Source organism: Kitasatospora sp. NPDC059408 (assembly GCF_042751525.1).
Lineage (GTDB): Bacteria > Actinomycetota > Actinomycetes > Streptomycetales > Streptomycetaceae > Kitasatospora.
In genome coordinates this window covers 158,565-182,541 of the sequence record NZ_JBHYWI010000008.1, presented here as the reverse complement: position 1 = coordinate 182,541, position 23,977 = coordinate 158,565, and the positions used below count along the sequence as shown (strand labels likewise).

Here is a 23,977-nt window from a genome sequence, read left to right as displayed (position 1 = left end):
GCGTTCGCCGGGTTCTTCCGCCGGGTCAAGTCCGGCGAGACGCCCGGCTACCCGCGCTTTCGGGGGGTGAACTGGTTCGACACGGTGGACTTCCCGAAGGACGGTGACGGCTGCCGCTGGGATTCCACCCCGCACGATCCGGTGACCCGTGTCCGGTTCCAGGGCGTTGGGCACGTCAAGGTCAACCGGCACCGCCCGGTGGCCGGCAGGGTCAAGACCGTGTCCGTCAAGCGCGAGGGCCGCAAGTGGTTCGTCGTGCTGACCGCCGAACAGGGCGAGCCCCAGCCGCTGCCCGCAACCGGGTCCGTGGTCGGCATCGACATGGGCATGGCCAACTTCCTCGCCGACTCGGGCGGCGGGTTCGTGCCCAACCCGCGCCACGGGCGGAAGGCCGCCGCGAAGCTCGAAGCCGCACAGCGGACTCTGTCCCGGTTCCCGCGCTGCAAGGCCAAGGACCGCACGGCGAATCACCGGCGGGCGGTCGAGAAGGTTTCCGGGCTGCACGGCAAGGTGCGCCGCCAGCGACTCGACCACGCGCACAAGACCGCGCTGGGCCTGGTCCGCGCGCACGATTTCATCGCGCACGAAGACCTCAGGATCCGCGACATGGTCAAGGCTCCCGTGCCGAAGCCCGACCCCGGCCGGCCGGGTGTGTTCCTGCCCAACGGTGCGGCGGCCAAGGCCGGGCTGAACAAGTCGATCAACGATGCCGGTTGGGGGGTGTTCCTCACGATCCTCACCAGCAAGGCTGAAAGCGCCGGCCGGGAAGTGATCGCCGTGGACCCCCGCAACACCTCCCGCACCTGCCCCGAATGCGGGCACGTTGCGGCAAAGAACCGGCCCAACCAGGACACCTTCCACTGCGTCGCCTGCGGCCACACGGCGCACGCCGACACGGTGGGAGCCACCAACGTTCTACGGGCAGGGCTTGTCCGTCGCAACGCCCGCCAGGGTTAGCGAGAAGCCCCCGGCTTCAGCCGGGGGAGGAGTCACCAGGGCATCATCGGAAGTCCCGCCCAGGGCGGGCACGTTGGGACGTCCCCGTCCCTTCCCCGACGCGTACGCATCACACGCCGTGGCCTATCGATCACCCGAACGGATGAACACGGGCCCGCCCCGCGCCGGGCAGCGGCGCAGGGCGGGCCGGGCGGGCGCCGACGTCACCCCCGTGGATGCCGGTGCCCGTGCTCGGGGGACGTCCCGTTGCTCAGGAGACGTCGATCGCGGGGGACTCGCCGGCGTAGTAGTAACCGGGGGCGGTGAACCACGCCACGGCGTAGTACCTGCCCGGAGGCACCGTGGTCAGGTAGCCGTTCACCGAGCCGTAGTAGGCGTCCTGCCGGCTGCATGCCGTGCCGCCGTACTGGTTCCCGGCGCCGTCGACGATCTTGACGCACAGGTCGATGGTGTTGTGCACCTGGTCCATGGTGTAGGCGGCGGCCCGGATGTTGCGTCCGCCCTCCGAGCTGATGCAGGACTGGGTCAGCACGCCGTCCGCGTAGTACGGGGCCCGGCAGCCGCCGTTGTCGGCCGAGGCGGTGCCGGCGGCGAACAGGGTGGCGGTCGCGGTGAGCGCCAGCACCCCGGCCGACGCGGTGAGACGGAGTTTCACAGGGGCTCCTTCGGCATGGGAGGTGGTCGGTCCGTGCTTCTCGTATCGGGAACCCACGGGCGGGCCCCGGGACTTGGTGCGTGCGACGGGTCGCCTCGGCCGGGCCCGGCCGCGCCCGTGGTGTTCCGCCTCAAGGCTGGCCGAAGCGGCGTGTGGAGTCACGAATTCCGTACAACCCCGCACAGGCGGCGGCGCCCTCGGATGCGGGCCAATCCGGTCGCGTGCCAGCCTCGAAGGACGGGTGCCAGTCCGTTCCACTCCGCCCTGCCGGGCCCCTCTCCGGCGGGGCCCCTGGGAGGTCCACCATGCCTGCCGTCCGCCCGTTGGGCTCGCCGCCCGCCCGCCGTCACCGGGGCGCGGCCGGATGAGCGCCGTCGTGCACCTGTCCGGGCCGGGACGGCCGGGACCGGACCTCGGGGAGCTGGTCGCGCGGGTCGCGCGCGGGGACCAGGACGCGTTCTCGCACCTGTACGACGCGGTGGCCGGGCCGGTGCTGGGCCTGGTGCGCCGCGTCCTGCGGGACCCGGCGCAGTCCGAGGAGGTCGCCCAGGAGGTGCTGTTCGAGGTGTGGCGCACCGCCGCCCGCTACCGGGCCGAACGCGGCGCGGTGATGCCGTGGGTGCTGACCATCGCGCACCGCCGCGCGGTGGACCGGGTCCGCGCCGCGCAGGCCGCCGCCGACCGCGACCGGCGGGCCGCGGCCGCCGCCCACGCCCCGGTGTTCGACGAGGTCGCGGAGCAGGTCGAGGGCCGGCTGGAACGCGAGCAGGTGCGGCGGTGCATGCGCGTGCTGACCGAACTGCAGCGCGAGTCGTTGACGCTGGCGTACTACCGCGGCTTCACTTACCCGCAGGTCGCCGAGGTGCTCGGCGTGCCGCTGGGCACGATCAAGACCCGCGTGCGCGACGGGCTCATCCGCCTGCGCGACTGCCTGGGGGTGGGCGCATGAGCGAGCGAATCGTCGGATGGTGCGCGTTGCGCGAAGCGGCTGCCGGGCGAAGCGAGGTGGGCGTATGAGTGAGCGGAGCGAGCGAATCGTTGGATGGTGCGCGTTGCGCGAAGCGGCTGCCGAGCGAAGCGAGGTGGGCGCATGAGCGTCGCCGACCTGCACACGCTGACGGGCGCGTACGCCGCGCACGCGCTGGACCCGGCCGAGAGCTCGGCGTTCGAGCGGCACCTGGCCGACTGCCCGGCCTGCGCCCAGGAGGTGGCCGAGTTCGCCGCGACCCTGGCCAGGCTCGGAGCGGCGGAGTCCGTGGTGCCGCCGGAGGCCATGAAGGCACGGGTGATGGCCGCGCTGCCCGCCATCCGGCAGGAGGCCCCGCGGACCGCCCCCGTCCAGCCGGCGGGCCCCGGGCCGGGCCGGCTGCGCCGCGCCTGGCCGAAGCTGGCGCTCGCCGCGTGCCTGGCCGTCGCGGCCGGGGCCGGCGGTCTGGCCGTCCAGCAGCACCGGGAGGCCGACCAGGCGCGGGCGCGGGCCGCCGCCGTCCAGCAGCAGCAGAACCGGTTCGCGGACCTCCTCGCGGCACCCGATGCCCGTACAGCCAGTGGGACGGTGGCCGGCGGGGCGGGCGTGGGCACCGTCGTGTGGTCGCACGGCCGCGGCCAGGCAGCCTTCCTCGCCACCGGCATGCCCGCCCCGGCCGGGGGCAGGACGTACGAGCTGTGGTTCGACGACGCCGGGACGATGCGCCCCGCGGGGCTGCTGCCAGGCGGCGACGGTTCGCTGGTGCTGTCCGGGCCGCTGGGCGGGGCGACGGGCGTCGGAGTGACGGTCGAACCGGCGGGCGGGTCCGCCCACCCGAGCGGCGCGCCGGTCATGCTGCTGTCGTTCACGTGAGGCCGGGCGGGCCTCGAAAGGGAGTTCCGCCCGCAGCCCCGTCGGGGTTACTCTCCGGTAGCCCCGGGAGGCCTTCCCCGCCGGGGCCCGCCGACGAGCACCCCGAGGAGCAGCATGCCCGCCGACAGATCCGCCCGATCCGCCCGCCTGTTGAGCGGACTGCTGCTGGGCGCCGGGGTGGCGCACTTCGCCGCCCCGCGCCCGTTCGATGCGATGGTCCCGCGTGCCCTGCCGGGCAGCCCCCGGACCTGGACCCACCTGAGCGGCCTGGCAGAGCTCGCCGTCGGCGCCGCCGTCGCGCACCCGCGCACCCGCCGCACCGGTGCACTGGCCGCCGCCGGGCTGTTCGTCGCGGTGCTCCCCGCCAACGTGCAGATGGCCCGCGACTGGCGCACCCGCCCGGCGCCGCTGCGCACCGCCGCCGTCGCCCGGCTCCCGCTGCAGGTGCCGCTGGTGCTCTGGGCGCTGCGGGTGGCCCGGAGCTGATCCGGCTGCCGTGCCGTCCAGCATGCAGGTGGGCGGCTTCGCGCGAACGGGCCCGTCCCGGCGGCCGGTCACCGCTCGTACGGCTGAACCGGCGCATCGCGCGTCCCGGCCGGGCGTTGACCACGGCATGAAGACCAACACCTGGGCCGGCGTGGTCGCCGGTGCCGCCCTGCTGGTGACGGGTGCGACCCTCGCCCCCGTCGCCGGCGCGGCCGGTGCGCCGGTCGCACCGCACGATCCGTACACCCGCACCGAGCTGTTCTTCGGCACCGAGCGCCCCGACGGCGGTCCCGCCGTCACGGAGCAGGAGTTCCAGGCCTTCGTCGACTCGGAGATCACGCCGCGCTTCCCGGACGGCCTGACCATCGAGGACGGCCGGGGCCAGTACCGCGACCGCCACGGCGTCATCGAGCACGAACGGTCCTACCTGGTCACGCTGTTGTACCCGCTGCCCGCCGCGCGGACGGCGGGCGCCGCGGTGGAGGAGATCCGCCGGGCCTACGACCAGAGGTTCCAACAGGAGGCCGTGGGCCGCGTCGACGAGTCGGTGAGGGCCTCGTTCTAGCCCGCGCCACGACGCGCCGGAGGCCGTCCCGTCGGCGGACCGGTGTTCCGCGTGCATCAGCCGTTGCCGGTCACGGCCTTCACTGCTCCGGTGATCGACGGAGGCAGGCTGTCGATCGTTCTCGAACCGGTGGTGGCGGCAGCGGTGTTACGGGCCTTCGGCCTCGGCGAGTCGTGCTCCTGGGATCCTGGTCGCATGGACGATCTCGCCGGCACGCAGGCCCCGCTCCGACAGCTGACCGACCCCTCCGAGGCTCTCGCCGCTCTGGAGCGGGCGGTCCCTGACCTGGCGCGGCTGCGCCTGCCGGAGCCGAGGAGCATCGACTGGCGGCTCGTGGAGGCCGATCTGGGTGTAGGTCTGCCGGCGGATTTCAGGCTCCTCTGTGAGCGCTACCCGTCCTTCGTCCTCGGGGACTTCCTCGGCCTGGGCGGTCCGGAGCCGGGCGGTGAGCGCCGCTGGGTGGAGGGCCTGCGCGAGACGCTGGAAACCGTCGACGAGTGGTGCGCGGAAGCCGATCTGGACGTCCCGCTCCACCCGTACCCCGCCCCCGGCGGCTTGCTGCCGTGGGCGGGTTCCCATCAGGGCGACCTCTTCCTGTGGACCACCGACCCGGCCGGGCCGGAGGAATGGACGATCACGGTAGCCTCCCGGAGTTCCGTCTGGTGGCACTACACCGGCGGAGCCGTCCAGTTCCTGGCCGACCTGGTCACGGGCGCGGTGGAACCGTGGGCCCTGCCCAAGGTCCGCTCCCAGGCCGGGAGATGGTGAGCCCGCCGGGAGAGGGCCGCTTGCCGGCTGGTAGCGTGGCGATCTTCGCCAGGCGCAGGCCGGCGGAGTCCCCGAAGGCGAACGCCCATGACCGACATGCACGTCCACCGGGCGAGGCTGCGCCTCGACGCCGCCTTGGAGGGTCTCACCGTCGTCTTCCGCGGCGCGGTCGCCCACCCCGACGAGCACAACTGCGAGTGTCATTGGGGCAGCGCCGACGAGCTCGCCCTCCTCAAGGTGCCCGGGGTTGTGCTCGATCCCGACCTCCTCCGGCGGAGTTGGCACATCCCCGGGTGGGGCGACCCCGGAGCCGTGCTTCGCCGCATCCTGCCCCAGCTCGCGGGCGCCGTCGTCGACAGCCGGTCCGAGTCGTACCGGTACCGGGACGAGATCGGGGTTGTCCTCGCCCGCGTGGACTGGCAGGCGTGGCCCCCGGAACAGGCTGCGGCCGTACGGGAGTTCCTGCACGCGTTCTGGGCCCACACCCTCGTCACCCCCGACCCCGCCGCGTACGCGCCCCGGACCCTCGTCCTGTGCGTCGAGGCGTCCGGCGAACTGATCCCCTGGCTCGACGTCTGGGAGGCGCTGGACCACCCGGCGGCCGATCGTCGCCTCGCGGAGGCCGTCGACGAGTGGGGCGACGACCTGCTCGCCGACGAGTTGCCCTGGTGGACCTGGCACGACGACAGGGACGGCATGATGGCCGTCCTCACCGCCTGGCTCACCCGCCACGCCCCTGCCCGGCTGAGAGCCGTCGGCGCCCCGGACGACCTGCTCCACCGCCTGCGGCTGATCGGCCTCACCGGGCCCGCCCGGTGGACCGATCCGCACTCGCCGAACCACACCGACTGATCGCACGCGACCCGACCGGCTGCTCCGAGGCGAGGCCCTGGTCGGGCGGGCCCGCCGCACGGCAACGGTGGAGCCCCGAGACCCGTCAGTGCGCGCGGGCGACGACCACCGGGCACGTGGCGTGCTGCGTCACGCGCGTGCTGACCGAGCCGAGCAGGGCGCGGCTGAAGCCGCTGCGGCCGTGGCTGCCCACCACGAGCAGCTCGGCGCCCCGGGAGGCGTTCAGGAGCACGTCGGACGGGTCGCCCATCACCATCGTCCGCCGCACCTCCACCGTCCGGCCCTCGCCGAGCACCCGGTCGCCGAGCACGCGGTCGAGCTCGTCGGCGAACCGCTTCTCGGCCACCTCCCGGTCGAAGGAGTTGTCCACCACGGGCGCCGACCAGCCGATGTGGCTCGGCGGCTCCCAGGCGCCCACCGCGTCCACGACGCCGCCGATCAGGGTGGCGTGCCGGAGGGCCCAGCGCAGCGCGGCGTGCGACGACGGCGAGCCGTCGACGCCGACCACGACGCGGGGAGCGGAATCGTGCGCGTTCATCTGTGTCGCCACCTGTACCGTCACCGTCCTGTGAACCGTTGGAGCCCCTCGTCCACCGTGCGTGCCGTCCCCTGCCGCCGCCAGTACGGCCTGCCACCCGGGTGACGGGCGCCGGCCGGGTCAGCCGTACGGGACGACGGCGACCGGGCAGTGGACGTGGTGGACCACGGCGTGCGCGACGGGCCCCAGGTGGTGGTGGCGCAGGGGCGCGTGCCGGGCGCGGCGGCCGACGACGAGCAGCCTGGCCGTCGCCGCCGCGTCCACGAGCTCGACGGCCGCCTTGCCCCGGACCAGGTCGGCGGTCACGGCCACCTCGGGGTGACGGGCCAGCCAGCCCTCCATGGCCCGGGCCAGCTCGTCCCGTTCGACGCCGGAGATCTCGCCCTCCAGCCCGCCGATGGAGCCGTAGGACATGTACTCGGTCCCGGCCGGCGGGGACCACACGTGGACGACCCGCAGCGGCGCCGAGCGGACGGCGGCGGCCTCGAAGGCGAACGCCAGCACGTCCTCCGCAGGGTGCGCCAGGTCGAGCCCGACGACCACGGGACCGTCCGACTCGCCTCCCTGCGCGCCCGGGGCCTGCGCGCGGACGAGCACCACCGGACAGGCCGCCCGGCGCAGCACCTCCTGGCTCACCGAGCCGGTCAGGTACCCGCGGATGGTGCCGAGGCCGTGCGAGCCGAGCGCGAGCAGGGCGGCGGTTCGGCCGGCCTCCTCCAACGCCTCGACGGGGTCACCCGACACCGGCGACGCGGTCACCGCCACCCCGGGTGCCATCTCGCTCAATTCCGCTTCCCAGGAGGCGAGTTGCTCCTGTGCGCGGCGGAAGGTCTCGTCCCGTCCCGCCACATCCCGATGCGGCCCGGGCCAGGCCTGGAGGAGCGTCAGCGGACACCGGCGGCGCTGCGCCTCGCGGACGGCCCATTCGGTGGCCGCGAGGCTTTCGGGCGAACCGTCGAATCCGACGACGGCGGGTGCGTTCACGGCCGGCCCCCTCAGTCCCGCAGCGAGCCGAGCGCGGCCCGCAGCCGCCGCCCGGCCTCGTCCGCGACCTCGTCGAGCCCACCGTCCGACCCCGCGAGCGCGACCAGCACCTGGGGATCGACGGCCTCGACGACGGCACCGTCACCGTCCGCCCGGACGACCACGTTGCACGGGAGCAGCAGCCCGATCCGCCGGTCGGCCCGGAGCGCGCGGTGGGCGAGGGAGGGGTTGCAGGCACCGAGGATCACGTAGTCCTCGACCTCCTCGCCGATCTTCTCCCGGAGGGTCGCCCGGATGTCGATGGTGGTCAGGACACCGAAGCCCTGCTCCTTGAGCGCGGCCGTGACGGCCTCCACCGCCTCCGCGAACGGCCGGCCGAGCCGGACGCCGAAACCGTAGTCCACGATCTCCTCCTCGGGGTCCCGCCCAGTATCGACGGGCCCGCCACCCACCGCCTCCCGGCGCGGGGCGGGCTCCTACCGGCTCAGGAACCCTGTCGCCTCCGGCGGCAGGTCGCTCGACTCCGACACGATCGCTCCGAGCGGCCGTGCGAGCCCAGGCGTCTCGCTCCAGACTGCCGGGCTTCTGGTCAGCACTGTGTTCAGCAGATCGCCCGCATACATGTCGCCCTCCGCCATCGGGTCGTCCCGCAGCACCTCCCATGCGAGTGGCAGGAGATGAGCCAGGCCGACGTCCTGTCCGATCATCAGTCGCAGGTCCTCGACGGTCAGCTCGCCGACCGGTTTCCTCCGAAGAGCGTGCACCGTCGTGACCAGACGGGTCGCATCCGCCGGCGGCGCCGGCCAACGGTCGTGCTCAAGCTCCTCAAGGGTGCGGTCACGGTCCACGGGGCCGGTCATCGGTCGATCGTCCCCGCGGCGACCTGTTCGAGGAACTCGTGCAGTGCCCGGCACAGGGTCTCGGGCTGTTCCAGGTGGACGTCGTGGCCCGCTGCCGGGACGCTCATGGCCACCGTCTCGGGGCGGCGTTGGAGCATGGCCTCCGTCTCGTCCTGGGGGATGATGCCCGATTGGCCCAGGACGACCAGTGTCGGGCAGGTGATGCCCGTCCACTCGTCCCAGAAGGCGCGCCGGGCGCTCTCCGCCAGCGCTTCGACCATCACGTCCCGGTCGAAGCGCGGCCACCAGCCGCCGTCCCGCTCCTCCAGCCCGTCCGCCCAGGCCTCGCCGATTGCACCGCCCCCGAAGAACTCGACCGCCGCACCGCGTGACGGGAAGGGCCTCGGCCACGCCTCCAGCGCCGCGCCGATCTCGGCGGGGACATCCGGGCTCGGGCCGCCGGCTCCCGCCTCGACGAGGACGAGGCCGCCCGGGAGGTCGGGGTGCGCGGCGACGGTGAGCATGGCGGTGTGGCCGCCCAGCGACTGCCCCACCAGGACCGGGCGGTGCAGGTCGAGCTGTTCGACGACAGCGGCGACGTCGGCGACGTACGCGGCGCGGGAGACGTCTCCGGGGCGGCGCGTGCTGGCGCCGTGGCCGCGCTGGTCCACGGCGACGACGCGGTGGCGGGGGCTCAGGCTCCGGGCGATGGTGTCCCATTCGCCCGCGTGGCCGGCCAGTCCGTGCAGCAGGAGCACCGGGGCTCCGGAACCGCCCCAGTCGCGGCAGGAGATGCGGACGCCGTCGCGTATCACGGTGTGCTCGGTCCAGGTCATGCCGGGTTCTCCAGGAGGCGGGTGCGGTCGGTGAGTTGGCGGCGCGACCCGTCTCAGGAGGGGCGGGTCGCCTTGCCGTCGCGCCAGAGGGTATACAAGCAGTTCACGGCTGCTCGCCGCCGGCCAGTTCGCCTGGGCTCGTCCTGGCCACCTCCACGGACCGCGCCATGTTCTCCGGCCACGATGACCTCCCGCCCCCGGCCGGACTCGAACGGCCGGCCGACGAGGCGGACGGGTCAGGCGGGCGGGCGACGGTCGGGGAACTCCACGGTCCCGACCGTCTCCCAGGACAGTTCCCAGGCCGTCTCGCCCTGCGGGCGGGGACGCTGCTCGAAGAGGACGTCGAGCAGGTGGAGCCCGGTGAAGCGGACGGGGACGTGGCTCGGGGAGATCCGGCGGAGCGCGGTCTGCAGGGCGTCCGAGGAGGCCTCGGCCCAGGCGTAGCCGAGGGAGATGTGGGGCCTGCCGCCGTTGTGGAGCAGGGCGCCGGGGCCGCGCACCTCCCGGATGGCGTCGCGGACGCGCTCGCGCAGGTCGACGAGGCCGTCGTCGGGGGACACGTCCAGGAAGGCGCCGGCCCGGTTGGCGATCGGGGAGCCGACGACGACCTCCAGCGGACCGGCCGTGGCCAGGTGCTCGTGCAGGGCGGCGAGGAGGTCGTCGCGCTCGTCCGTGGTGATCTTGTCGGCTGTGGTGTCGGCGACCATCTCGACGGTGCAGTGCAGCGTGCCGTCGACGAGCGGGGTGATCGGGAACGGGCGCATCGCCTCGTGGCACTCGGCCACCAGGCGGGCCAGCCGGGGGTGGGCCGCCTGGTCGGGGACGGCGTAGACGTGCAGGACGCGCGCGCCGTCGGGCCAGGGGGCGCCCTGGAACTTCGGGACGAACTTCTCCACGATCTCTTCTCCCTAGGCTCGGGGGACTTCAGCTCGGGGGACTTCAGCATCCCGGAAACGGACGGCCGTGTCCTCGCCGTCCGGGAATCCGGGAATCCGGGAATCCGGGAATCCGGGGCTCGTGCGCTCGCCTTCGCCGTCGCATCGTCACCGCGGAGCCCCCGCCGGTCGGCGATCAGTCCGGCTGCTCCGCGAGCAGCGCCCGGCAGTCGGCGCGGAAGCGGTCGTCGGCGTCGGTGTCGTACCGCGTCCCGAGGCTGTGGTCGCCGTTGTTGTCGACGCGGCGGGTGTCGGCGAGTTCGGCGTGCAGCAGTTCCGGGAAGCCGGGCGGGAGGTCGCGCTCGGCCTGCTCGCGCCGGAGTGCCGCCGCGATGAGCGGGCGGACGGGGCGACTGCGCGTCCACAGGGTGCGCAGCAGGTCGTCGTCGGGCCGGGCACGGGATTCCGCGGGTCCGGTGGCCCGGGCGGCGAGGAGGAGGCGGACGAGGGTTCGGTCGTGCTCCTCGATGGCGAGTTCGGCGGCGAGGGCGGTGCGGATGCGCTCCCCGAGCGGGGCGGCGTCCGCGCCCATCGCGGCGGCCAGTTCGAGGGCGTGGAAGCGCGGGAACCAGTCGTCGGTGTCCGCGATCAGGGCGTCGAGCACGGGCAGGATCTCGGCGGGGTCCTGTCCGGCGTGCCACAGCGCGCGGGCGGCCTCGACCCGGGTGACGGGGTACGGGTCGCCGAGCAGTTCGCGCAGGACGGGCAGGGCGTCCTCGGCGTCGGGGCCGAGGCCCTCGGGGTCGGACAGGACCGTGCGGAGGCCGTGGTGCAGCGAGCCGGTGGTGTCCCGGGTGAGGTCGAGGCACGCGGCCAGCACCGGGCCGATCACCACGTGCGCCCGCGGGTGGCCGGTGGCGGCCATGGCGGCGAGGAGCCGGCCGACTTCGGCCAGGGCGGCGTCGTCGATGACGCCGTCCACCTCGCAGCGTTCGGTCGCGGGGTGCGCCCGGGCGAGCAGTGCGGAGAGCATCTCGTGGGCGTGCGGGCGAAGTTGGCGGCAGTAGAGCGCCAGGTCCTCGGGGACGGAGCGGCCGGCGAGCAGGGGCGCGAGGAGACCGACGGCCCGTTCGTCGCCCGCGGCGGCGAGGAGTTGGATGCACTGGCCGGGCAGGTAGCGCTCCCAGCCCCAGCCGGTGCGGTACCGGCCGTCGTCGGCGATCGTGGCGGCGGTGTCGAGCAGGTCGGGAGAGAGCGGGAACCGGCCGAGGCGCAGCTCCTGGGCCGCTGCTGCGGCGAGTTGCGGGTCGGAGCCGCGGAGGAGCCGGCCCAGCGCTTCGGCGGTCCGTGCGGCGTCCGCGTCGGGGACGCGCCATCCGCTGTGCAGGTCGCCCGCCCGGTCGACGGCGGCCTGCGGGCTGTGCGGGTCTCCGTGGCGCAGTGTGTGCAGCACGAGCCGGTGACGCTCCGCCACTCGGTCGCCGAGGGCGTCGATGAGGTCGGCGAGTGCTTCGGCGACGAGTTCGTCGGTGTCCTCGGTGAAGGACGCGGTCTGCAGGGTGCGCAGGTGCGAGAGGAGGGTGTCGGTTTCGGGGCGGGGCTCGCCGGGTGATGCGGTGGGGTGTTGCCGGGCGCGGTCCAGGGCGGCCGTCGCCCGGTCCGCGAGGCCCTCGGGCAGGTGCTGTGGGGTGTGGCGGGCGAGGGCGGCGAGCGCGGCCAGTTCCGTCGCCGGGTCCTGGCCGGGCTCGGCGAGCCCGGCGAGCGCCCGCGTGGCCCGCAACTGCTGGGGCGGGTCGTCGCTCAGCCGCCCGGCCAGGGTGCTCAGGGCGATGACGTGGGCGTGGCGGACCGTCGGGTCGTGCTCCTCGGCGGCGGCCGGCGTGCTGATGAGGTCCAGGACGGTTGCGGGTCGGGTGTGGCGGCCTGCCAGGAGGACGGCGGCTGCCGCGCGTACGTCCGGTTCGGCGTCGGCCAGCAGTGCGGTCAGGCCGGGCAGCCGCTGTTCCAGCGCTTCGCGCGCCAGCAGGCCGTACGCGAGCTCCAGGTCGTCGCCCCAACAGCCGGTCTCCTGCGCCCTGGTGACGACGGCCTGCGGGTCGGGCAGGTGATCGGCCAGTTCGGCGCGCCGGGCGGCGCTCTCGCCGATGCTGTCGAGCAGGGTGAGCAGGGAGCCCCGGTCGGCGACGGTCGGAGCGGCGGCGAGCGCACAGAGGAACGGCAGGCAGGCGAGGGTGGAGTCGTACACGTCGCCCTGGTGGTGGACCCCTCCGTACAGGGCGTCCAGCGCGTGGTCGCGCTCGGCCGGATCCGGTGACGCGAGGTCGCGGAGCAGGCCGGGGACGTCGGTGGCGGGTCCGTAGGCGTGGTTCAACGCGGCCCAGTCGATGTCGTCGAGCCCGTCGAGCGGGTCGTGCATGTTCTCCCCCGAGGTGGTGCGATGGCCGGTCCTTGCGCTGGCCAGTCTCACGGATCGCTCGGACACCTGGTCGGGCGGGGTCGCGCGAGGGTCGTCCGCCCGTGAGGGGGTGGGTCTTCGCGGGGTGGACGGCGGTGCTATTTTGAACGCGTTCAAGCACCTTGAACGCGTTCAAAGCATCCTGGGGGTGGACGATGATGCGATCCTTCTCGCAGCACTACGCCGAGCCTCGGCCGTGGGGGCTCGCCGCCTGTGCCGGTGCCTCGTGGCTGGTCTACGCCGTCACGTACGCGACGGGTCACGCAGGAGCCGACGGGGAGACGCTCACCCGGTGGTGCCTGGCCGGCTTCAGCACCCTGATTCCCCTGGCGGTGCCCGGGCGCTGGGGTTTTCGCGTGGCCTGTCTCGTCGTCGGTTGGCTGCAGTTCGGCCTTGAGCTCGTGGTCTCGCTGCCGTGGCTGATGATGCCGCTGCCCATCCTCGTGGGCTTCTTCCCGTCCGGACTCGTGCTGCTCCTCGCGGGCCGGAAGAACGGCGGCCCGATCGGCAAGACGATCGGCGTCCTGCTGAGCCTGGTCCCCGTCGTGCTCTTCTTCACCGTCTGGGGAAACCGGTGACCGACCTCGCCCCGGACTCGTCTACCGGGGCGCGGGCGTGGGCAGGCTCGGACATGTCCGCACACGTCGACCCGGTTGCACGTTGACCCGGATGAAGGAGCGCCCGATGACCGCAGTGCACGAGTCCGTCCTCGACGCGATCGGCGGGACGCCGCTGTTCCGCCTCGCTCGGCTGGGGGCCGGGATCGCCGCGCCGATCTACGCCAAGGCCGAGTTCCTCAACATCGGCGGGAGCGTCAAGGACCGTGCCGCGCTGTCGATGATCCTGGCCGCCGAGCGGGACGGGCTGCTGGCGCCCGGCGGGACGATCATCGAGGCGACGTCCGGCAACACCGGCATCGGGCTCGCCATCGTGGGCCGCCGGCGGGGGTACCGGGTGATCGCCGGGGTGTCGGACAAGTCGGCGCCCGAGAAGGCGGACATCCTGCGGGCGTACGGGGCCGAGGTGGTGCTCGCGACGACCTCCGTGCCGCAGGAGGACCCGCGGCACCTGTTCAACGTGGTCCGGCGGCTCACCGAGGAGATCCCCGGTGCCTGGCTCGCCAACCAGTACGACAACCTGGCCAATCCGGACGCCCATGTGCGGACCACCGGCCCCGAGATCTGGGAGCAGACCGGCGGCAGGGTCACCCACTTCGTCGCGGGCGTGGGCACCGGAGGTACCGTCACCGGCACCGGCGGGTACCTCAAGCAGGCCTCCGGCGGCGCGGTGACGGTCGTCGGCGCGGATCCCGAGTCCTCGTCGTACGGGGGCGGCGACGGCAGCCCGTGGTTCGTCGAGAGCATCGGCCACTTCCTCCACCCCGAGACGGTCGAGGACCGCTGGCCGCAGGCCTACCGCTCGGAGGTGATCGACCGGTTCGAGCGTGTCCCGGACCGCGAGTCGCTGCTGACGGCCCGCCGGCTCGCGCGCGAGGAGGGCATCCTGGCCGGCCCCTCGTCCGGGACGGCGGTGGCGGCGGCGCTGCGGGTGGCGCGCGGGCTGGGACCGGACGACCTGGTCGTGGTGCTGCTGCCGGACTCCGGCCGGTCCTACCTGTCCAAGGTCCACAACGACGGGTGGATGCGGCGCCTGGGCTTCCTGGAGGAGCCGGGGGAGGGCGAGCTGCGGGCGGCCCTGGAGGGGGCCGGCCCGCTGGTGACGGTCGGCGCGGACGCGACCGTCGGCGAGGCGCTGGAGGCCCTGCGGGCCGTGCCGGGCGGGGTCGCCCCGGCGGTACTGCCGCGGGCGGCGCGGCCGTACGGGGTGGCCGAGGCGGAGGTGCTCGGCTCGGTGTCCCGGGAGGTGCTCCGGGCGGCGCTCGCGGACGGCGGCGCCAAGCCCGACGGCCCGGTGCGCCCGCTGCTCGGGCCGGCCCTGCCGACGGTCGGGGTCGGGCAGCCGGCCGCCGAGGCGCGGGCCGCGCTGGCGGGCGGGCACGCGGCGGTGGTGGTGCTGGTGGACGGGAAGGCGGCCGGGGTGCTGACGAAGGCGGCGCTCGCCTGAAGGTCCCCGCCGGCACCGGGTGGACGGCGAACGGAAGGATGCGGCCGCCGACGCCCGTGCTCTCCACTCACGTTCGTCGGACCGAGCGGGTCGCCGTACCTCTTCATGGTGCGCGCCTCCAGCTCCGCCACCTGACCTGGGGGGGCTAACCCCCGCAACCATTCGGGTGGTAGCCGGTTGGGCAAGGGGTTGGCCGGCGCGGCACGCTGGGCGTGAACGGGGAACGGGCAGCACGAACAGGGGATGTCGATGAGGGCACGTACGGGGACGGCGGCGCTGTGGGCGGGCGTGTGCGCGGTGGCGGTCACGGGGCTTCTCCCGGCTACGGCCGTCGCGGAGCCGGTGCGGGTGCCGGGGCCGGGGAGGGGGCCGCTGTTGGTGTCGGTGTCGGGGGAGACGGCGCCGCCCGCCGGCCTTGCCGAGGGCGTCCAGCAGGCGGTCGCGGACGGGTTCCCGGGGGTCCTGGCCTACGCCAGGGACGGGGAGCGGGAGTCGCGGGTGGCGGCCGGGGTCGCGGACCTCGCGACCGGCGAGCGGGCCCGGCCGGACCAGCGGTTCAGGATCGCCAGCAACACCAAGTCGTTCGTGTCGACGGTGCTGCTGCAACTGGAAGGGGAGGGAAGGCTGTCCCTGGACGACAGCGTGGAGAAGTGGCTGCCCGGAGTGGTCGACGGGAACGGCAACGACGGCTCGGCCATCACCGTCCGCCACCTGCTCAACCACACCGCGGGCATCTACGACCCCACCACCGAGCCCGAGTTCTTCGCCCCCTACCTGGAGGGCCACGACCGGGACTACGTCTACACCCCGCGCGAGGTGATCGCCCGCGCCGTCCGGCACGAGCCGCTGTTCGCGCCCGGATCCGGCTGGTCGTACTCCAACACCAACTACCTGGTCGCCGGTCTGGTCATCGAAGCGGTCACGCACCACAGCGCCTCCGCCGAGATCCACCGGCGGATCCTCGCCCCGCTCGGCCTCACTGACACCACCTTCCCGCTGACCGATCCCGCCATCCACGGCCCCCACCTGCACGGTTACGACTTCAAGCACCAGGACGTGACGCGCTTCAGCCCGTCCTACGACTGGACCGCCGGCGCCATGATCTCCACCGTCAACGACCTGGCCCACTTTCACCGGGCGCTGTTCACCGGCGAGCTGCTGCGCCCCGCCCAGCAGCGCGAACTCCTCACGACGGTGCAGTTCCCCCACGCACCGGCGTACGGACTCGGCGTGCAGCACATGGACGTGTCGTGCGGCGCGGCGCCGGGCACCAGGACGATCGACGCCTGGGAGACCGACGGCGGCGGGCCCGGTTTCACCAGCGTCTCGCTCACCACCACCGACGGCGAGCGGCAGCTGGTCCTCGTCGGCAACCTCTACGACCTCGGCGCCGACCTGAAGGGCGAGCCGCCCGTCCCGCTGAGCAAGGGGATGATGCGGGCGCAAACGGCGGCGCTGTGCGGCTGACGCGCGGCCGCGGCGCCGTGTACGACCGGGGAGGGGCCGCCCGGGCCGGCCGAGAAGGCAAGCCGACGTGCGACACCCGTCAGGCGATCCGGTTCACCGCGAACTGCCCGGCGCACCGGCGTCGGCCGCTGTCGGTCGTGACCGCTACTGTCTGCGGTCATGGGACTTTCGATCACCGTGGGACTCCTGGACGACCAGGCGAGGAACGACGCCGAGGGACTGGCGCACTTCCGAGGCGCCTTCGCGCGCCTGAGCGCGGCGCTCGCGGACGGCGGCGTCGACTGGCACGAGCCGGAGATCGCCGATCCGCCCGCCGGGCCCGCCGTCTCCGCCCACTTCCCGTACAGCTACCTGTACCACCTGCGTCGCGTCTTCGTGCTCGCCGGGCGCGGCGAGCCGCTCACTCCCGCGCTGGAGACCGACGCCGAGCAGTACGAGCGCGACGGCCGGAAGATCCAGGACGAGACGTCCATGTTGGCATCCCACCTGCTCTGCCACGCCGACAATTCGGGCTACTACATACCCGTGGACTTCGACGATCCGCTCTTCCTCCCGGAAGAATCGGACGTCGCCGGGTACGGCATGGTCGGCTCCAGCCAGCGCCTGCTGGCCGAACTGGCGAGCCTCGCACCGTCACTCGGCATCCACCTCGACGCCGACGGCACGCTCCCCGCGGCGGAGGACTCCACCCTCGCGGACCCTGAGCCGGGGTCCCCCTTCGAAACGGAGAAGATCGCCTGGCACCAGCTGTACCGCGCCTGCCGGGCCAGCATCGCCGACGGCAAGGCCATCGTGTTCCTCTGAGCCCGGCTGGCGTGGCCGGTCGGGACCACAGCTCCGGTCAGCCCGCGAGGTGTTCCAGGAGGAGGGGCATGATGCGGTCGGCGTCGGCTTCCGGGAGCCAGTGGGTGGCGCCTTCCAGGGGGACGAAGCGGTAGGGGGCGCTCACGTGCTTGGCCGTCAGTTCGGCGGCGTCGCGGCCCAGGGCCATGTCCTCGGTGCCCCAGACGAAGAGCGTGCGGACGGTGATCTCCCCGGCGGGCACCCGGAGTTCGTCGTTGATCGCGCGGTACCAGTTGAGGCCGGCGGTCAGTGCGCCCGGCTCGGTGAGGCGACGGACGTTGGACTCGATGAGCTCCTCCGTCAGTGCGCCCCGGTAGAGGGTGTGCAGGCGGGCCGCGCCGTCGGCGAGCATCCCCTGCTCGGCGACGTTGCCCGGCTGGCGGAAGAGCTTGACGTACTGCGAGCGCTCGCGCTGGTCGCTGCCGTTGTTCATGGCCTCGAAGAGCGCCTCGGGGTGCGGCGTCGCGAGGACGGTCAGGCTGTGGAGCCGCTCCGGGTGGGCGGAGGCCAGCGCCCAGGCGACGAGGCCGCCCCAGTCGTGGGCGACCAGGTGGAAGCGCGGCGAGCCCAGTGCGTCGGCGAAGCCGAGGGCGTCCGCGACGAGGTGCTCGACGGCGTAGTCGGCGATGTCCTCGGGGCGGGCGTCGGGGGAGTAGCCGCGCTGGTCGACGGCGACCGCGCGGTAGCCGGCGGCGGCCAGTGCCGTCAGTTCGGCGGTCCAGCAGTCGGCGAACTCGGGGAAACCGTGCAGCAGCAGGACGAGTTCACCGTCGGCGGGCCCGGCGGCGAGTGCGTCGAAGGTGTGCGGGCCGACGGTCAGCCGGGTGGGAGTGGGCGTGGTGGTCATGAGACGAGCTCCTGTCGGTCGTACGTCAACAGGACGATCACACCACAGGGTTGACGGGGTGACGACAGGGGGTCGGTCGGACGAGCGCGGGCCGGGACGGTCGCAGGCTGTTACAAGGCGGTGACGTTTCGACCACAACCGACCGGCGCGGTGCGGCGTCCGTATACATGACAGGGCCCGAACCGCACCGGACACCGCGGTCGGGCCGGCACCCACCTCCCCTCGAAAGAGGTGTACCCGTGATCGTCTCCAAGCGGAACTCCATGCGCCTGGCCGCCGTGACCGCCGTCAGCGTGCTCTCCATCGGCCTGGCGGGCACCGCCATCGCCGCCACCCCGTCCGCCCCGGCGGCGCAGCCCGTCGCCGCCTCGGCCGCCGCCCAGACCGGCATCACCGCCAAGCCGTCGGTGACGTCCGTCCGTGCCTGGGAGCTGTTCCGGGTCAACGGCACGACCACCGGCCTCAAGCCGGGCACCAAGGTGACCCTGCAGCAGAAGCAGCACGGCAAGTGGGTCACCCTGCCGGCGTCCGTGAACACCAACCGCAACGGCGCCTACTCGCTCGGCGTGAAGCTCGGCATCAAGGGCCTGAACGAGCTGCGCATCGTCAGCGGGAACACCGCGTCGCCCGTGTTCACCGTGACCGTGCGCTGACGTGCGGCCACGGTCGCGGTCGTCGTCAACTGCCGGGGTGGCAGCTGACGCCTGACCAGGCGGCGGCGGAGTAAGGGCGGCCGACCCCCACGCTCGTCGAGGTGGGGGCCGGCCGTCGGCCTGTGATCAGCGGAACGCGGCGACGTTGCGGGCGGCCCAGTCGGCGAACGGGCGCGGCGCGCGGCCGAGGACGCGCTGGACGTCGGGGCTGATCCGCAGTTCGGCCGGGTTCGGGGAGCCGAGGATGTCCAGGGTGTCGTCGGCGAGTTCCACCGGCATGGCCCGGGACATCGCCGACCTGGCCTCCTCGCGCGTGAGCTCGGCGAACCGGACGGGCGAGCCCAGCGCGGCGGCGATGGCCTCCGTCTGCCCGCGGGGCGTGATGAGCTCCGGGCCGGTCAACTCGTAGACGCCGCCGGTGTGCCCGTCCTCCACCAGGCAGGCGGCCGCGACCTCGGCGATGTCGGCCGGGTCGACGATCGGCACGCCGACGTCGCCGAAGGGGGCGGCGACGACGCGCTGCGTACGGACGGACTCGGCCCACCAGAGGGCGTTCGAGGCGAAGCCGCCCGGCCGGAGGATGGCCCACTCCGTTCCGGACTCGCGCAGGGTGTCCTCGACGCCGCGTATCGCGATCCGCGTCGGGCCGAACGGCCTGGTCGCCACACCCTGCGAGGACAGCAGGACGATGCGCCGGACCCCGCGAGCCGCGGCCCGGCCGATGATGTCGGCGGGGTCGGCGCCGGCGGCGTGCATGTCGCCGGACAGCAGGAGGAACAGTGCCTTCGCCCCCGTCAGGACGGGCTCAAGGCCGGCGGGCCCGGTGAGGTCGGCCGCGACATGGCGGACTCCGTCCGGTACCGGCGCAGTGCGTCGCGACACCGCCGTCACCTGGTGGCCCGCGGTCGCGAGCGCCTGCACCAGCGGTCGGCCCACGTTTCCGGTGGCCCCGGTCACCACGATCATGATCAGCTCCTTGCTCGACAGCTCGATTGCTCGACTTCCTGAGGTGGCCTTCACGGTAGGAGCCGGAGCTAATCTTTCGTAAGGACATACCTTGAGGTAAGCTCATAACATGGTGGGAGGAGTGCAGTTCAGGCAGGCCGAGGCCGGCAAGCGGTATGAGGTGTTTCACACCGACTGCCCCGCGCGCGACGTGGTCGACCACGTGACCAGCAGGTGGGGCGTCTGGGTGCTGATCTCGCTGGGGAGCAACGCGCTGCGCTTCTACGAGCTGCGCGAGAGCATCCACGGGATCAGCGAGAAGATGCTCGCCCAGACCCTGCGCGTCCTGGTCCAGGACGGCCTGGTCTGGCGCGAGGTGGAACCGACGTCACCGCCTCAGGTCACCTACGGGCTGACGGAGTTCGGCCGGGAGGTCGCCGAGCCACTGGCCGACCTGTTCGACCGGATCACCCGCCGCCTGCCCCCGCGCGACGCCGGGTAGCCCACGCAGCGGCCATCGGCGGGCGCCTGCCGCGCACTGCCGACTGGGCTCTGCCCGTGGCGAATCTGCGGCGGGCAGAGAAATCGCATCCGAGGGTCTTCGGCGGTCAAGAGTGATGGGGACAACATCCCCGGCTCTTCGAGGAGACCTGATGACTCCACTCGGCACCCTCCTGCCCCGCGCGGAGGAGGGAGACACCCCGCCCAGCCGGTTCGACGACCACCTCGCGGCTCAACTGCTCGCCCAGCGGATCGTCCTGCTGGGCACGCAGGTCGACGACGTGTCGGCCAACAGGGTCTGTGCGCAGCTGCTGCTGCTCTCGGCGGAGGACCCGCGCACCGACATCTGCCTGTACATCAACAGCCCGGGCGGGTCGGTCACCGCGGGGCTCGCCATCTTCGACACCATGCGGCTCATCCCGAACGACGTCTCGACGCTGGCGATGGGCTTCGCGGCCAGCATGGGGCAGTTCCTGCTCACCGTCGGCGCGGCCGGCAAGCGGTTCGCGCTGCCGAACGCGCGGATCATGATGCACCAGCCGTCGGCGGGCATCGGGGGCTCCACCGCGGACATCGAGATCCAGGCGGAGAACCTCCTGTTCACCAAGAAGGCCATCGAGCGGATCACCGCCGAACACACCGGGCAGAGCGAGGAGACGATCGCGCGCGACGGCGACCGCGACCGCTGGTTCACGGCCGAACAGGCCAGGGAGTACGGGATCGTGGACCGGGTGGTGGAGTCGCTCGCCGACATCCGCCCGGCCTCGTCGCGCCGACGGATGGGGTTGTGACATGGGGTCGTACACGGTTCCGTACGTGATCGAGCGCACCGCGCAGGGCGAGCGGTCCTACGACGTCTTCAGCCGGCTGCTGAACGAGCGGATCATCTTCCTCGGCACCGAGATCGACGACGGCGTCGCCAACGTGGTCATCGCCCAGCTCCTGCACCTGGAGTCGGAGAACCCGGAGCGGGAGATCTCGATCTACCTCAACTCGCCCGGCGGATCGTTCACTTCGCTGATGGCGATCTACGACACGATGACGTTCGTCCAGGCGCCGATCTCCACGTTCTGCGTGGGCCAGGCGGCATCGACGGCGGCGGTGCTGCTGGCCGGCGGGGATCCCGGGCGGCGGTTCGTGCTCCAGCACGCGCGGGTGCTGCTGGGCCAGCCGGCCAGCGGCGGGCGGCAGGGGACGGTCTCGGACCTCAGCCTCGCGGCCAAGGAGATGGTCCGCATCCGCTCGCAGGTGGAGGAGGTCCTGTCCCGGCACACGCACCACGACGTGGCGACGCTGCGCGCGGACATGGACCGGGAGAAGGTGCTCACCGCCGAGGAGGCCGTCGCGTACGGGATCGCCGACGAGGTGCTGAGCCGGCGGCTCGCGTTCGCCTGAGCCGCTTGACCGCTGACGGCACGGGCACGGGCACGGCGGCCGGTACCACAGGGGTGTACCGGCCGCCGGCCCGGTCAGGCGACGAGGCAGAGGCCGTCGTACCGCGACTGCGCCGTGGGCGACTTCCGGCCGAGCCGGCTGGTCCGGGCGTGCCGGGCGAGGTCCTCCTGGGCGAGCGAGAGCAGGTCGCCGAGGCCGAGGCCGAGGGCCCGGGCGGCGGCCGCGAGGACCTCGGAGGAGGCCTCCTTGCGTCCGCGCTCCAGCTCCGACAGGTACGGCATCGAGATCCGGGCCTCGTCGGCGACGTCCTTCAGCGTGCGTTCCTGCGCCAGCCGTTCGCGCCGCAGCACGTCGCCGACGAGGTCGCGCCACAGCGGTTCCTTCGGCTCGGACGGCTGCGGGGCGGCGGCCGGCCGCTGCGGGGCACCGGCCGCCCGGCCGGAACCGGCCGGCGCGGTCTTCGGGCGCAGGGGGATGACGCGGGCTTCGTTCGGCGCATGAGTGCTCACCCCTCCAGCCTATGGATCCCGGGCGCCGGGGGAAGGGCGCGGCGTTCTGCCCTGGGTGAAGCCGAGTTGGGGTGTGCGGACGGGCGCCCCCACGCCGGGTTGAGTACGGCTACTCAGGCGGCCGGCGGCGGTGCTCCGCGAGGATGGCGGCACCAGCCCGGCGCCGCCTCGGCACCGAGTCGGTGGTGATGGCGACCGCCGGGCTGTGGCGGATCCCGCTGCTCGGCGGGGTGCTGCGGGCCGGCAGACACATCCCGGTCCACCGGGGGACGGTCCGGGCGGCCTCGGCCCTCGACTCGGCCGCGGCCACGTGACGGGCCGTGGTGGGGGTGGCAGCCCTCAGCGCCGCCACCCCCGTTGGCTTCTCGGCACCCGGGCGGTGGTTCATTGAGCCAAACCCCACCATGGGCTGAAAGCGGGTGTGGATCCGTGCGGGGTTCGGTGGGGTTTCGGTGAGCGCCCCGCCGTCCGGGCGAACGCGGGTTCAGTCCGCGAGGGCCTCGCGGAGCCGCTTCTTGTCGGGCTTGCCGACGGCCGTCAGCGGGATCGCGTCCACCAGGTGCAGGGCCTCGGGCGCGTAGATGCGGCCCTTGTTCGCGGTGACGAAGGCGCGGACGTCCTCCAGCTGCGGCCGCTGCCCCGGGGCGGGGACGACGGCGACGTGGACGTGTTCGGCCTCCTGGGCGTCGCGCACGCCGTAGACGGCGCACTGGGCGATGGCCGGGTGGGTGAGGAGGAGGTCCTCGACCTCGGTGGGGTAGACGTGGCCGCCGACCACGATGATCAGGTCCTTGAGGCGGTCGGAGAGGTAGAGGTAGCCGTCGGCGTCGAAGTAGCCGACGTCGCCGGTGTCGAGCCAGCCGTCGTGCAGCACCTGCTCGGTGAGGTCGGGCCGCTTCAGGTACCCGGCCATCAGGGTGGCGGAGCGCACGTGGACCTCGCCCGGTTCGCCGGCCGGCAGGTCGGAACCGTCGGCGGACCGGATCGCCACCTCCACGTCGGGGAAGGGCCGGCCGACCGGCAGCGGGCCGTCGTCGCCGAACCGCGCGTACTCGTCCGGGGTGAGCACGGCGATCTTCTGCGCCTCCGACATGCCGTAGAGGCTGACCAGGATGGGCCCGAACACCTTGACGGCCTCGCGGATCCTGGTCGGGGAGGAGGGGCAGCCGCCGTACGTGATGCGGTGGAGCCCGGCCAGGCTGGTGCGGCCGATGGCCGGGTGGTCGAGCAGCCGGTAGAGCAGCGGCGGCAGGAGCCACAGGTCGGTGACGCGTTCGCGCTCGATGGCGGCGAGCACCGCGCCGGGGTCGAAGGAGCGCTGGAGGACGACCGAGCCGCCGGCGTGGAGCGTCACGTCGGCGAGCACCCCGGCGAGGTGGGCGAGCGAGGTGGCGACGAGGAGGCGGGGCGGCTCGTCGTGCGGACGGCCGTCGAACGGAGTGTCGAGGATGCTGCGGTAGGCGCCGTGGAGGCTGACGATGCCCTTGGGGATGCCGGTGGTGCCGCCGGTGTGGCGGATCCCGATGTCGTCGCCGGGGCCGACGGGGACGGCCGGGTCCTCGGCGGGCCGGCCGGCGGAGGCGGCGATCACGTCCTCGGCGGGCCCGCCCGGCCCCAGCGCGAGGACCGCCGTGACGTCGACCAGGGGCAGCAACTCGGCCGCGTCCGTGTACCGTTCGGCGTCCACGAGCAGGACGGTGGTGTCCGCGCCGGCCACGATCTCGGCCAGGACAGGGGCGCTCATCCCGTCGTACAGGTTCACCACGCGCGCGCCGGCCAGGCCCGCGGCGTAGCGGGCGCTGAGCGCCTCGGCGGTGTTGCCGGTGAGGAGGGTGACGGTCGCGCCGCGGCGGACGCCCCGGGCGACGAGCTCGTGGGCCAGGCGGTAGGTGGCGGCGGCGAAGTCGCCCGCGGTGATCTCGACGCGGTCGGCGGTGGTGATGGCGCGCCGGTCCGGGTCGGTGGACAGGGCCCGCAGGATCAGGGCGGGTGCGCTGATGAACGCCGGGTCGCCCATGGCTACTTCTTCCTTGTAGTTTGCAACCATGTCGTCAGGCTAACCCCACTCCCCGCCGTGCACCGCCGAGTTCCGGCCATGTCCGG

27 protein-coding genes and 1 pseudogene are annotated in these 23,977 nt (G+C 73.5%); 16 read left to right on the top strand and 12 right to left on the bottom strand.

All coding sequences use genetic code 11. The annotated features are described in order from the left end of the window. On the top strand, positions 1 to 957 hold a 957-nt coding region (locus ACFXDE_RS08645), incomplete at its 5' end, for an RNA-guided endonuclease InsQ/TnpB family protein (RefSeq protein WP_380492166.1). Positions 958 to 1,207: 250 nt separating this feature from the next. Here ACFXDE_RS08645 and ACFXDE_RS08640 read toward each other — a convergent pair. Then, a complete protein-coding gene (locus tag ACFXDE_RS08640) occupies positions 1,208 to 1,612 on the bottom strand; it encodes a hypothetical protein (protein WP_380492164.1) in 405 nt (134 codons plus the stop codon). 364 nt (positions 1,613 to 1,976) lie between these two features. On the opposite strand from ACFXDE_RS08640, the gene sigK reads away from it, so the two are divergent. The 6 genes from sigK (at position 1,977) to ACFXDE_RS08610 (ending at position 6,123) form a co-directional block, all read left to right on the top strand. Next, on the top strand, positions 1,977 to 2,561 hold the full coding sequence (gene sigK, locus ACFXDE_RS08635; protein ID WP_380492162.1) for an ECF RNA polymerase sigma factor SigK: 585 nt from the start codon (positions 1,977 to 1,979) through the stop codon (positions 2,559 to 2,561). Positions 2,562 to 2,702: 141 nt separating this feature from the next. Then, on the top strand, positions 2,703 to 3,452 hold the full coding sequence (locus ACFXDE_RS08630) for an anti-sigma factor domain-containing protein (RefSeq protein WP_380492160.1): 750 nt from the start codon (positions 2,703 to 2,705) through the stop codon (positions 3,450 to 3,452). Between the two features lie 114 nt (positions 3,453 to 3,566). Next, on the top strand, positions 3,567 to 3,938 hold the full coding sequence (locus ACFXDE_RS08625) for a hypothetical protein (protein ID WP_380492158.1): 372 nt from the start codon (positions 3,567 to 3,569) through the stop codon (positions 3,936 to 3,938). 127 nt (positions 3,939 to 4,065) lie between these two features. Further along, entirely contained in the window at positions 4,066 to 4,503 is a 438-nt protein-coding gene (locus tag ACFXDE_RS08620) for a DUF3574 domain-containing protein (RefSeq protein WP_380446085.1), read from the top strand. 195 nt (positions 4,504 to 4,698) lie between these two features. Further along, complete coding sequence (locus ACFXDE_RS08615; protein WP_380492156.1) at positions 4,699 to 5,271, top strand: SMI1/KNR4 family protein; 573 nt, start codon at positions 4,699 to 4,701, stop codon at positions 5,269 to 5,271. Positions 5,272 to 5,358: 87 nt separating this feature from the next. Then, positions 5,359 to 6,123, top strand: coding sequence for a hypothetical protein (locus tag ACFXDE_RS08610; protein ID WP_380492154.1), 765 nt, complete (start codon positions 5,359 to 5,361; stop codon positions 6,121 to 6,123). Between the two features lie 85 nt (positions 6,124 to 6,208). Here the strand turns inward: ACFXDE_RS08610 and ACFXDE_RS08605 are convergent, their stop codons facing one another. The 7 genes from ACFXDE_RS08605 to ACFXDE_RS08575 form a co-directional block, all read right to left on the bottom strand. Further along, positions 6,209 to 6,661 (bottom strand): universal stress protein, encoded by a 453-nt coding sequence (locus ACFXDE_RS08605; RefSeq protein WP_380492152.1) that lies wholly within the window; start codon positions 6,659 to 6,661, stop codon positions 6,209 to 6,211. 120 nt (positions 6,662 to 6,781) lie between these two features. After that, the gene (locus ACFXDE_RS08600) at positions 6,782 to 7,645 is read right to left on the bottom strand and encodes a universal stress protein (protein WP_380492150.1); all 864 of its coding nucleotides are present in this window, start codon (positions 7,643 to 7,645) and stop codon (positions 6,782 to 6,784) included. Between the two features lie 11 nt (positions 7,646 to 7,656). Further along, positions 7,657 to 8,049: a DUF302 domain-containing protein gene (locus tag ACFXDE_RS08595; RefSeq protein WP_380492148.1), complete on the bottom strand. Its 393-nt coding sequence runs from the start codon at positions 8,047 to 8,049 to the stop codon at positions 7,657 to 7,659. 72 nt (positions 8,050 to 8,121) lie between these two features. Beyond that, positions 8,122 to 8,505, bottom strand: coding sequence for a contact-dependent growth inhibition system immunity protein (locus tag ACFXDE_RS08590; protein ID WP_380492146.1), 384 nt, complete (start codon positions 8,503 to 8,505; stop codon positions 8,122 to 8,124). Continuing rightward, complete coding sequence (locus tag ACFXDE_RS08585) at positions 8,502 to 9,320, bottom strand: alpha/beta fold hydrolase (RefSeq protein ID WP_380492144.1); 819 nt, start codon at positions 9,318 to 9,320, stop codon at positions 8,502 to 8,504. The genes ACFXDE_RS08590 and ACFXDE_RS08585 overlap by 4 nt, the downstream gene beginning before the upstream one ends. Positions 9,321 to 9,556: 236 nt before the next feature. Beyond that, positions 9,557 to 10,216 carry a 2'-5' RNA ligase family protein gene (locus ACFXDE_RS08580; RefSeq protein WP_380492142.1) on the bottom strand — a complete coding sequence of 220 codons (660 nt, stop codon included), beginning with the start codon at positions 10,214 to 10,216 and terminating at the stop codon, positions 9,557 to 9,559. Positions 10,217 to 10,391: 175 nt separating this feature from the next. Continuing rightward, on the bottom strand, positions 10,392 to 12,611 hold the full coding sequence (locus ACFXDE_RS08575) for a hypothetical protein (protein WP_380492140.1): 2,220 nt from the start codon (positions 12,609 to 12,611) through the stop codon (positions 10,392 to 10,394). Between the two features lie 194 nt (positions 12,612 to 12,805). On the opposite strand from ACFXDE_RS08575, the gene ACFXDE_RS08570 reads away from it, so the two are divergent. The 4 genes from ACFXDE_RS08570 to ACFXDE_RS08555 all read left to right on the top strand — a co-directional run bounded on the left by ACFXDE_RS08570 (position 12,806) and on the right by ACFXDE_RS08555 (position 16,985). After that, a complete protein-coding gene (locus ACFXDE_RS08570) occupies positions 12,806 to 13,228 on the top strand; it encodes a hypothetical protein (protein WP_380492138.1) in 423 nt (140 codons plus the stop codon). Between the two features lie 106 nt (positions 13,229 to 13,334). Next, on the top strand, positions 13,335 to 14,714 hold the full coding sequence (locus ACFXDE_RS08565; RefSeq protein ID WP_380446098.1) for a pyridoxal-phosphate dependent enzyme: 1,380 nt from the start codon (positions 13,335 to 13,337) through the stop codon (positions 14,712 to 14,714). Between the two features lie 249 nt (positions 14,715 to 14,963). Next, positions 14,964 to 16,181, top strand: coding sequence for a serine hydrolase domain-containing protein (locus ACFXDE_RS08560; protein WP_380492135.1), 1,218 nt, complete (start codon positions 14,964 to 14,966; stop codon positions 16,179 to 16,181). A gap of 159 nt (positions 16,182 to 16,340) precedes the next feature. Beyond that, positions 16,341 to 16,985, top strand: a complete 645-nt coding sequence (locus ACFXDE_RS08555) for a hypothetical protein (protein ID WP_380492133.1) — start codon at positions 16,341 to 16,343, stop codon at positions 16,983 to 16,985. A gap of 37 nt (positions 16,986 to 17,022) precedes the next feature. On the opposite strand, the gene ACFXDE_RS08550 is transcribed toward ACFXDE_RS08555, so the two are convergent. Further along, positions 17,023 to 17,871, bottom strand: a complete 849-nt coding sequence (locus ACFXDE_RS08550; protein ID WP_380446101.1) for an alpha/beta fold hydrolase — start codon at positions 17,869 to 17,871, stop codon at positions 17,023 to 17,025. A gap of 239 nt (positions 17,872 to 18,110) precedes the next feature. On the opposite strand from ACFXDE_RS08550, the gene ACFXDE_RS08545 reads away from it, so the two are divergent. Further along, entirely contained in the window at positions 18,111 to 18,524 is a 414-nt protein-coding gene (locus tag ACFXDE_RS08545; RefSeq protein WP_380492131.1) for a hypothetical protein, read from the top strand. 126 nt (positions 18,525 to 18,650) lie between these two features. Here ACFXDE_RS08545 and ACFXDE_RS08540 read toward each other — a convergent pair whose 3' ends face one another. After that, positions 18,651 to 19,490, bottom strand: a complete 840-nt coding sequence (locus ACFXDE_RS08540; RefSeq protein ID WP_380492129.1) for an SDR family oxidoreductase — start codon at positions 19,488 to 19,490, stop codon at positions 18,651 to 18,653. Between the two features lie 109 nt (positions 19,491 to 19,599). Here ACFXDE_RS08540 and ACFXDE_RS08535 point away from each other — a divergent pair, with 109 nt between their 5' ends. From ACFXDE_RS08535 to ACFXDE_RS08525, 3 genes are all read left to right on the top strand, one after another. Further along, the gene (locus ACFXDE_RS08535) at positions 19,600 to 19,971 is read left to right on the top strand and encodes a winged helix-turn-helix transcriptional regulator (protein WP_380492127.1); all 372 of its coding nucleotides are present in this window, start codon (positions 19,600 to 19,602) and stop codon (positions 19,969 to 19,971) included. A gap of 151 nt (positions 19,972 to 20,122) precedes the next feature. After that, positions 20,123 to 20,761 carry an ATP-dependent Clp protease proteolytic subunit gene (locus ACFXDE_RS08530; RefSeq protein ID WP_359970668.1) on the top strand — a complete coding sequence of 213 codons (639 nt, stop codon included), beginning with the start codon at positions 20,123 to 20,125 and terminating at the stop codon, positions 20,759 to 20,761. A 1-nt stretch (position 20,762) separates the two neighbouring features. Continuing rightward, positions 20,763 to 21,365 (top strand): ClpP family protease, encoded by a 603-nt coding sequence (locus ACFXDE_RS08525; RefSeq protein WP_380446105.1) that lies wholly within the window; start codon positions 20,763 to 20,765, stop codon positions 21,363 to 21,365. Between the two features lie 74 nt (positions 21,366 to 21,439). On the opposite strand, the gene ACFXDE_RS08520 is transcribed toward ACFXDE_RS08525, so the two are convergent. Next, the gene (locus ACFXDE_RS08520; RefSeq protein ID WP_380446106.1) at positions 21,440 to 21,874 is read right to left on the bottom strand and encodes a helix-turn-helix domain-containing protein; all 435 of its coding nucleotides are present in this window, start codon (positions 21,872 to 21,874) and stop codon (positions 21,440 to 21,442) included. A gap of 164 nt (positions 21,875 to 22,038) precedes the next feature. Here ACFXDE_RS08520 and ACFXDE_RS08515 point away from each other — a divergent pair. Then, a pseudogene (locus ACFXDE_RS08515) lies at positions 22,039 to 22,179 on the top strand (1-acyl-sn-glycerol-3-phosphate acyltransferase); the annotation flags it as partial. A gap of 179 nt (positions 22,180 to 22,358) precedes the next feature. Here ACFXDE_RS08515 and ACFXDE_RS08510 read toward each other — a convergent pair. Beyond that, a complete protein-coding gene (locus ACFXDE_RS08510) occupies positions 22,359 to 23,921 on the bottom strand; it encodes an AMP-binding protein (protein WP_380492124.1) in 1,563 nt (520 codons plus the stop codon). Positions 23,922 to 23,977: the final 56 nt, after the last annotated feature.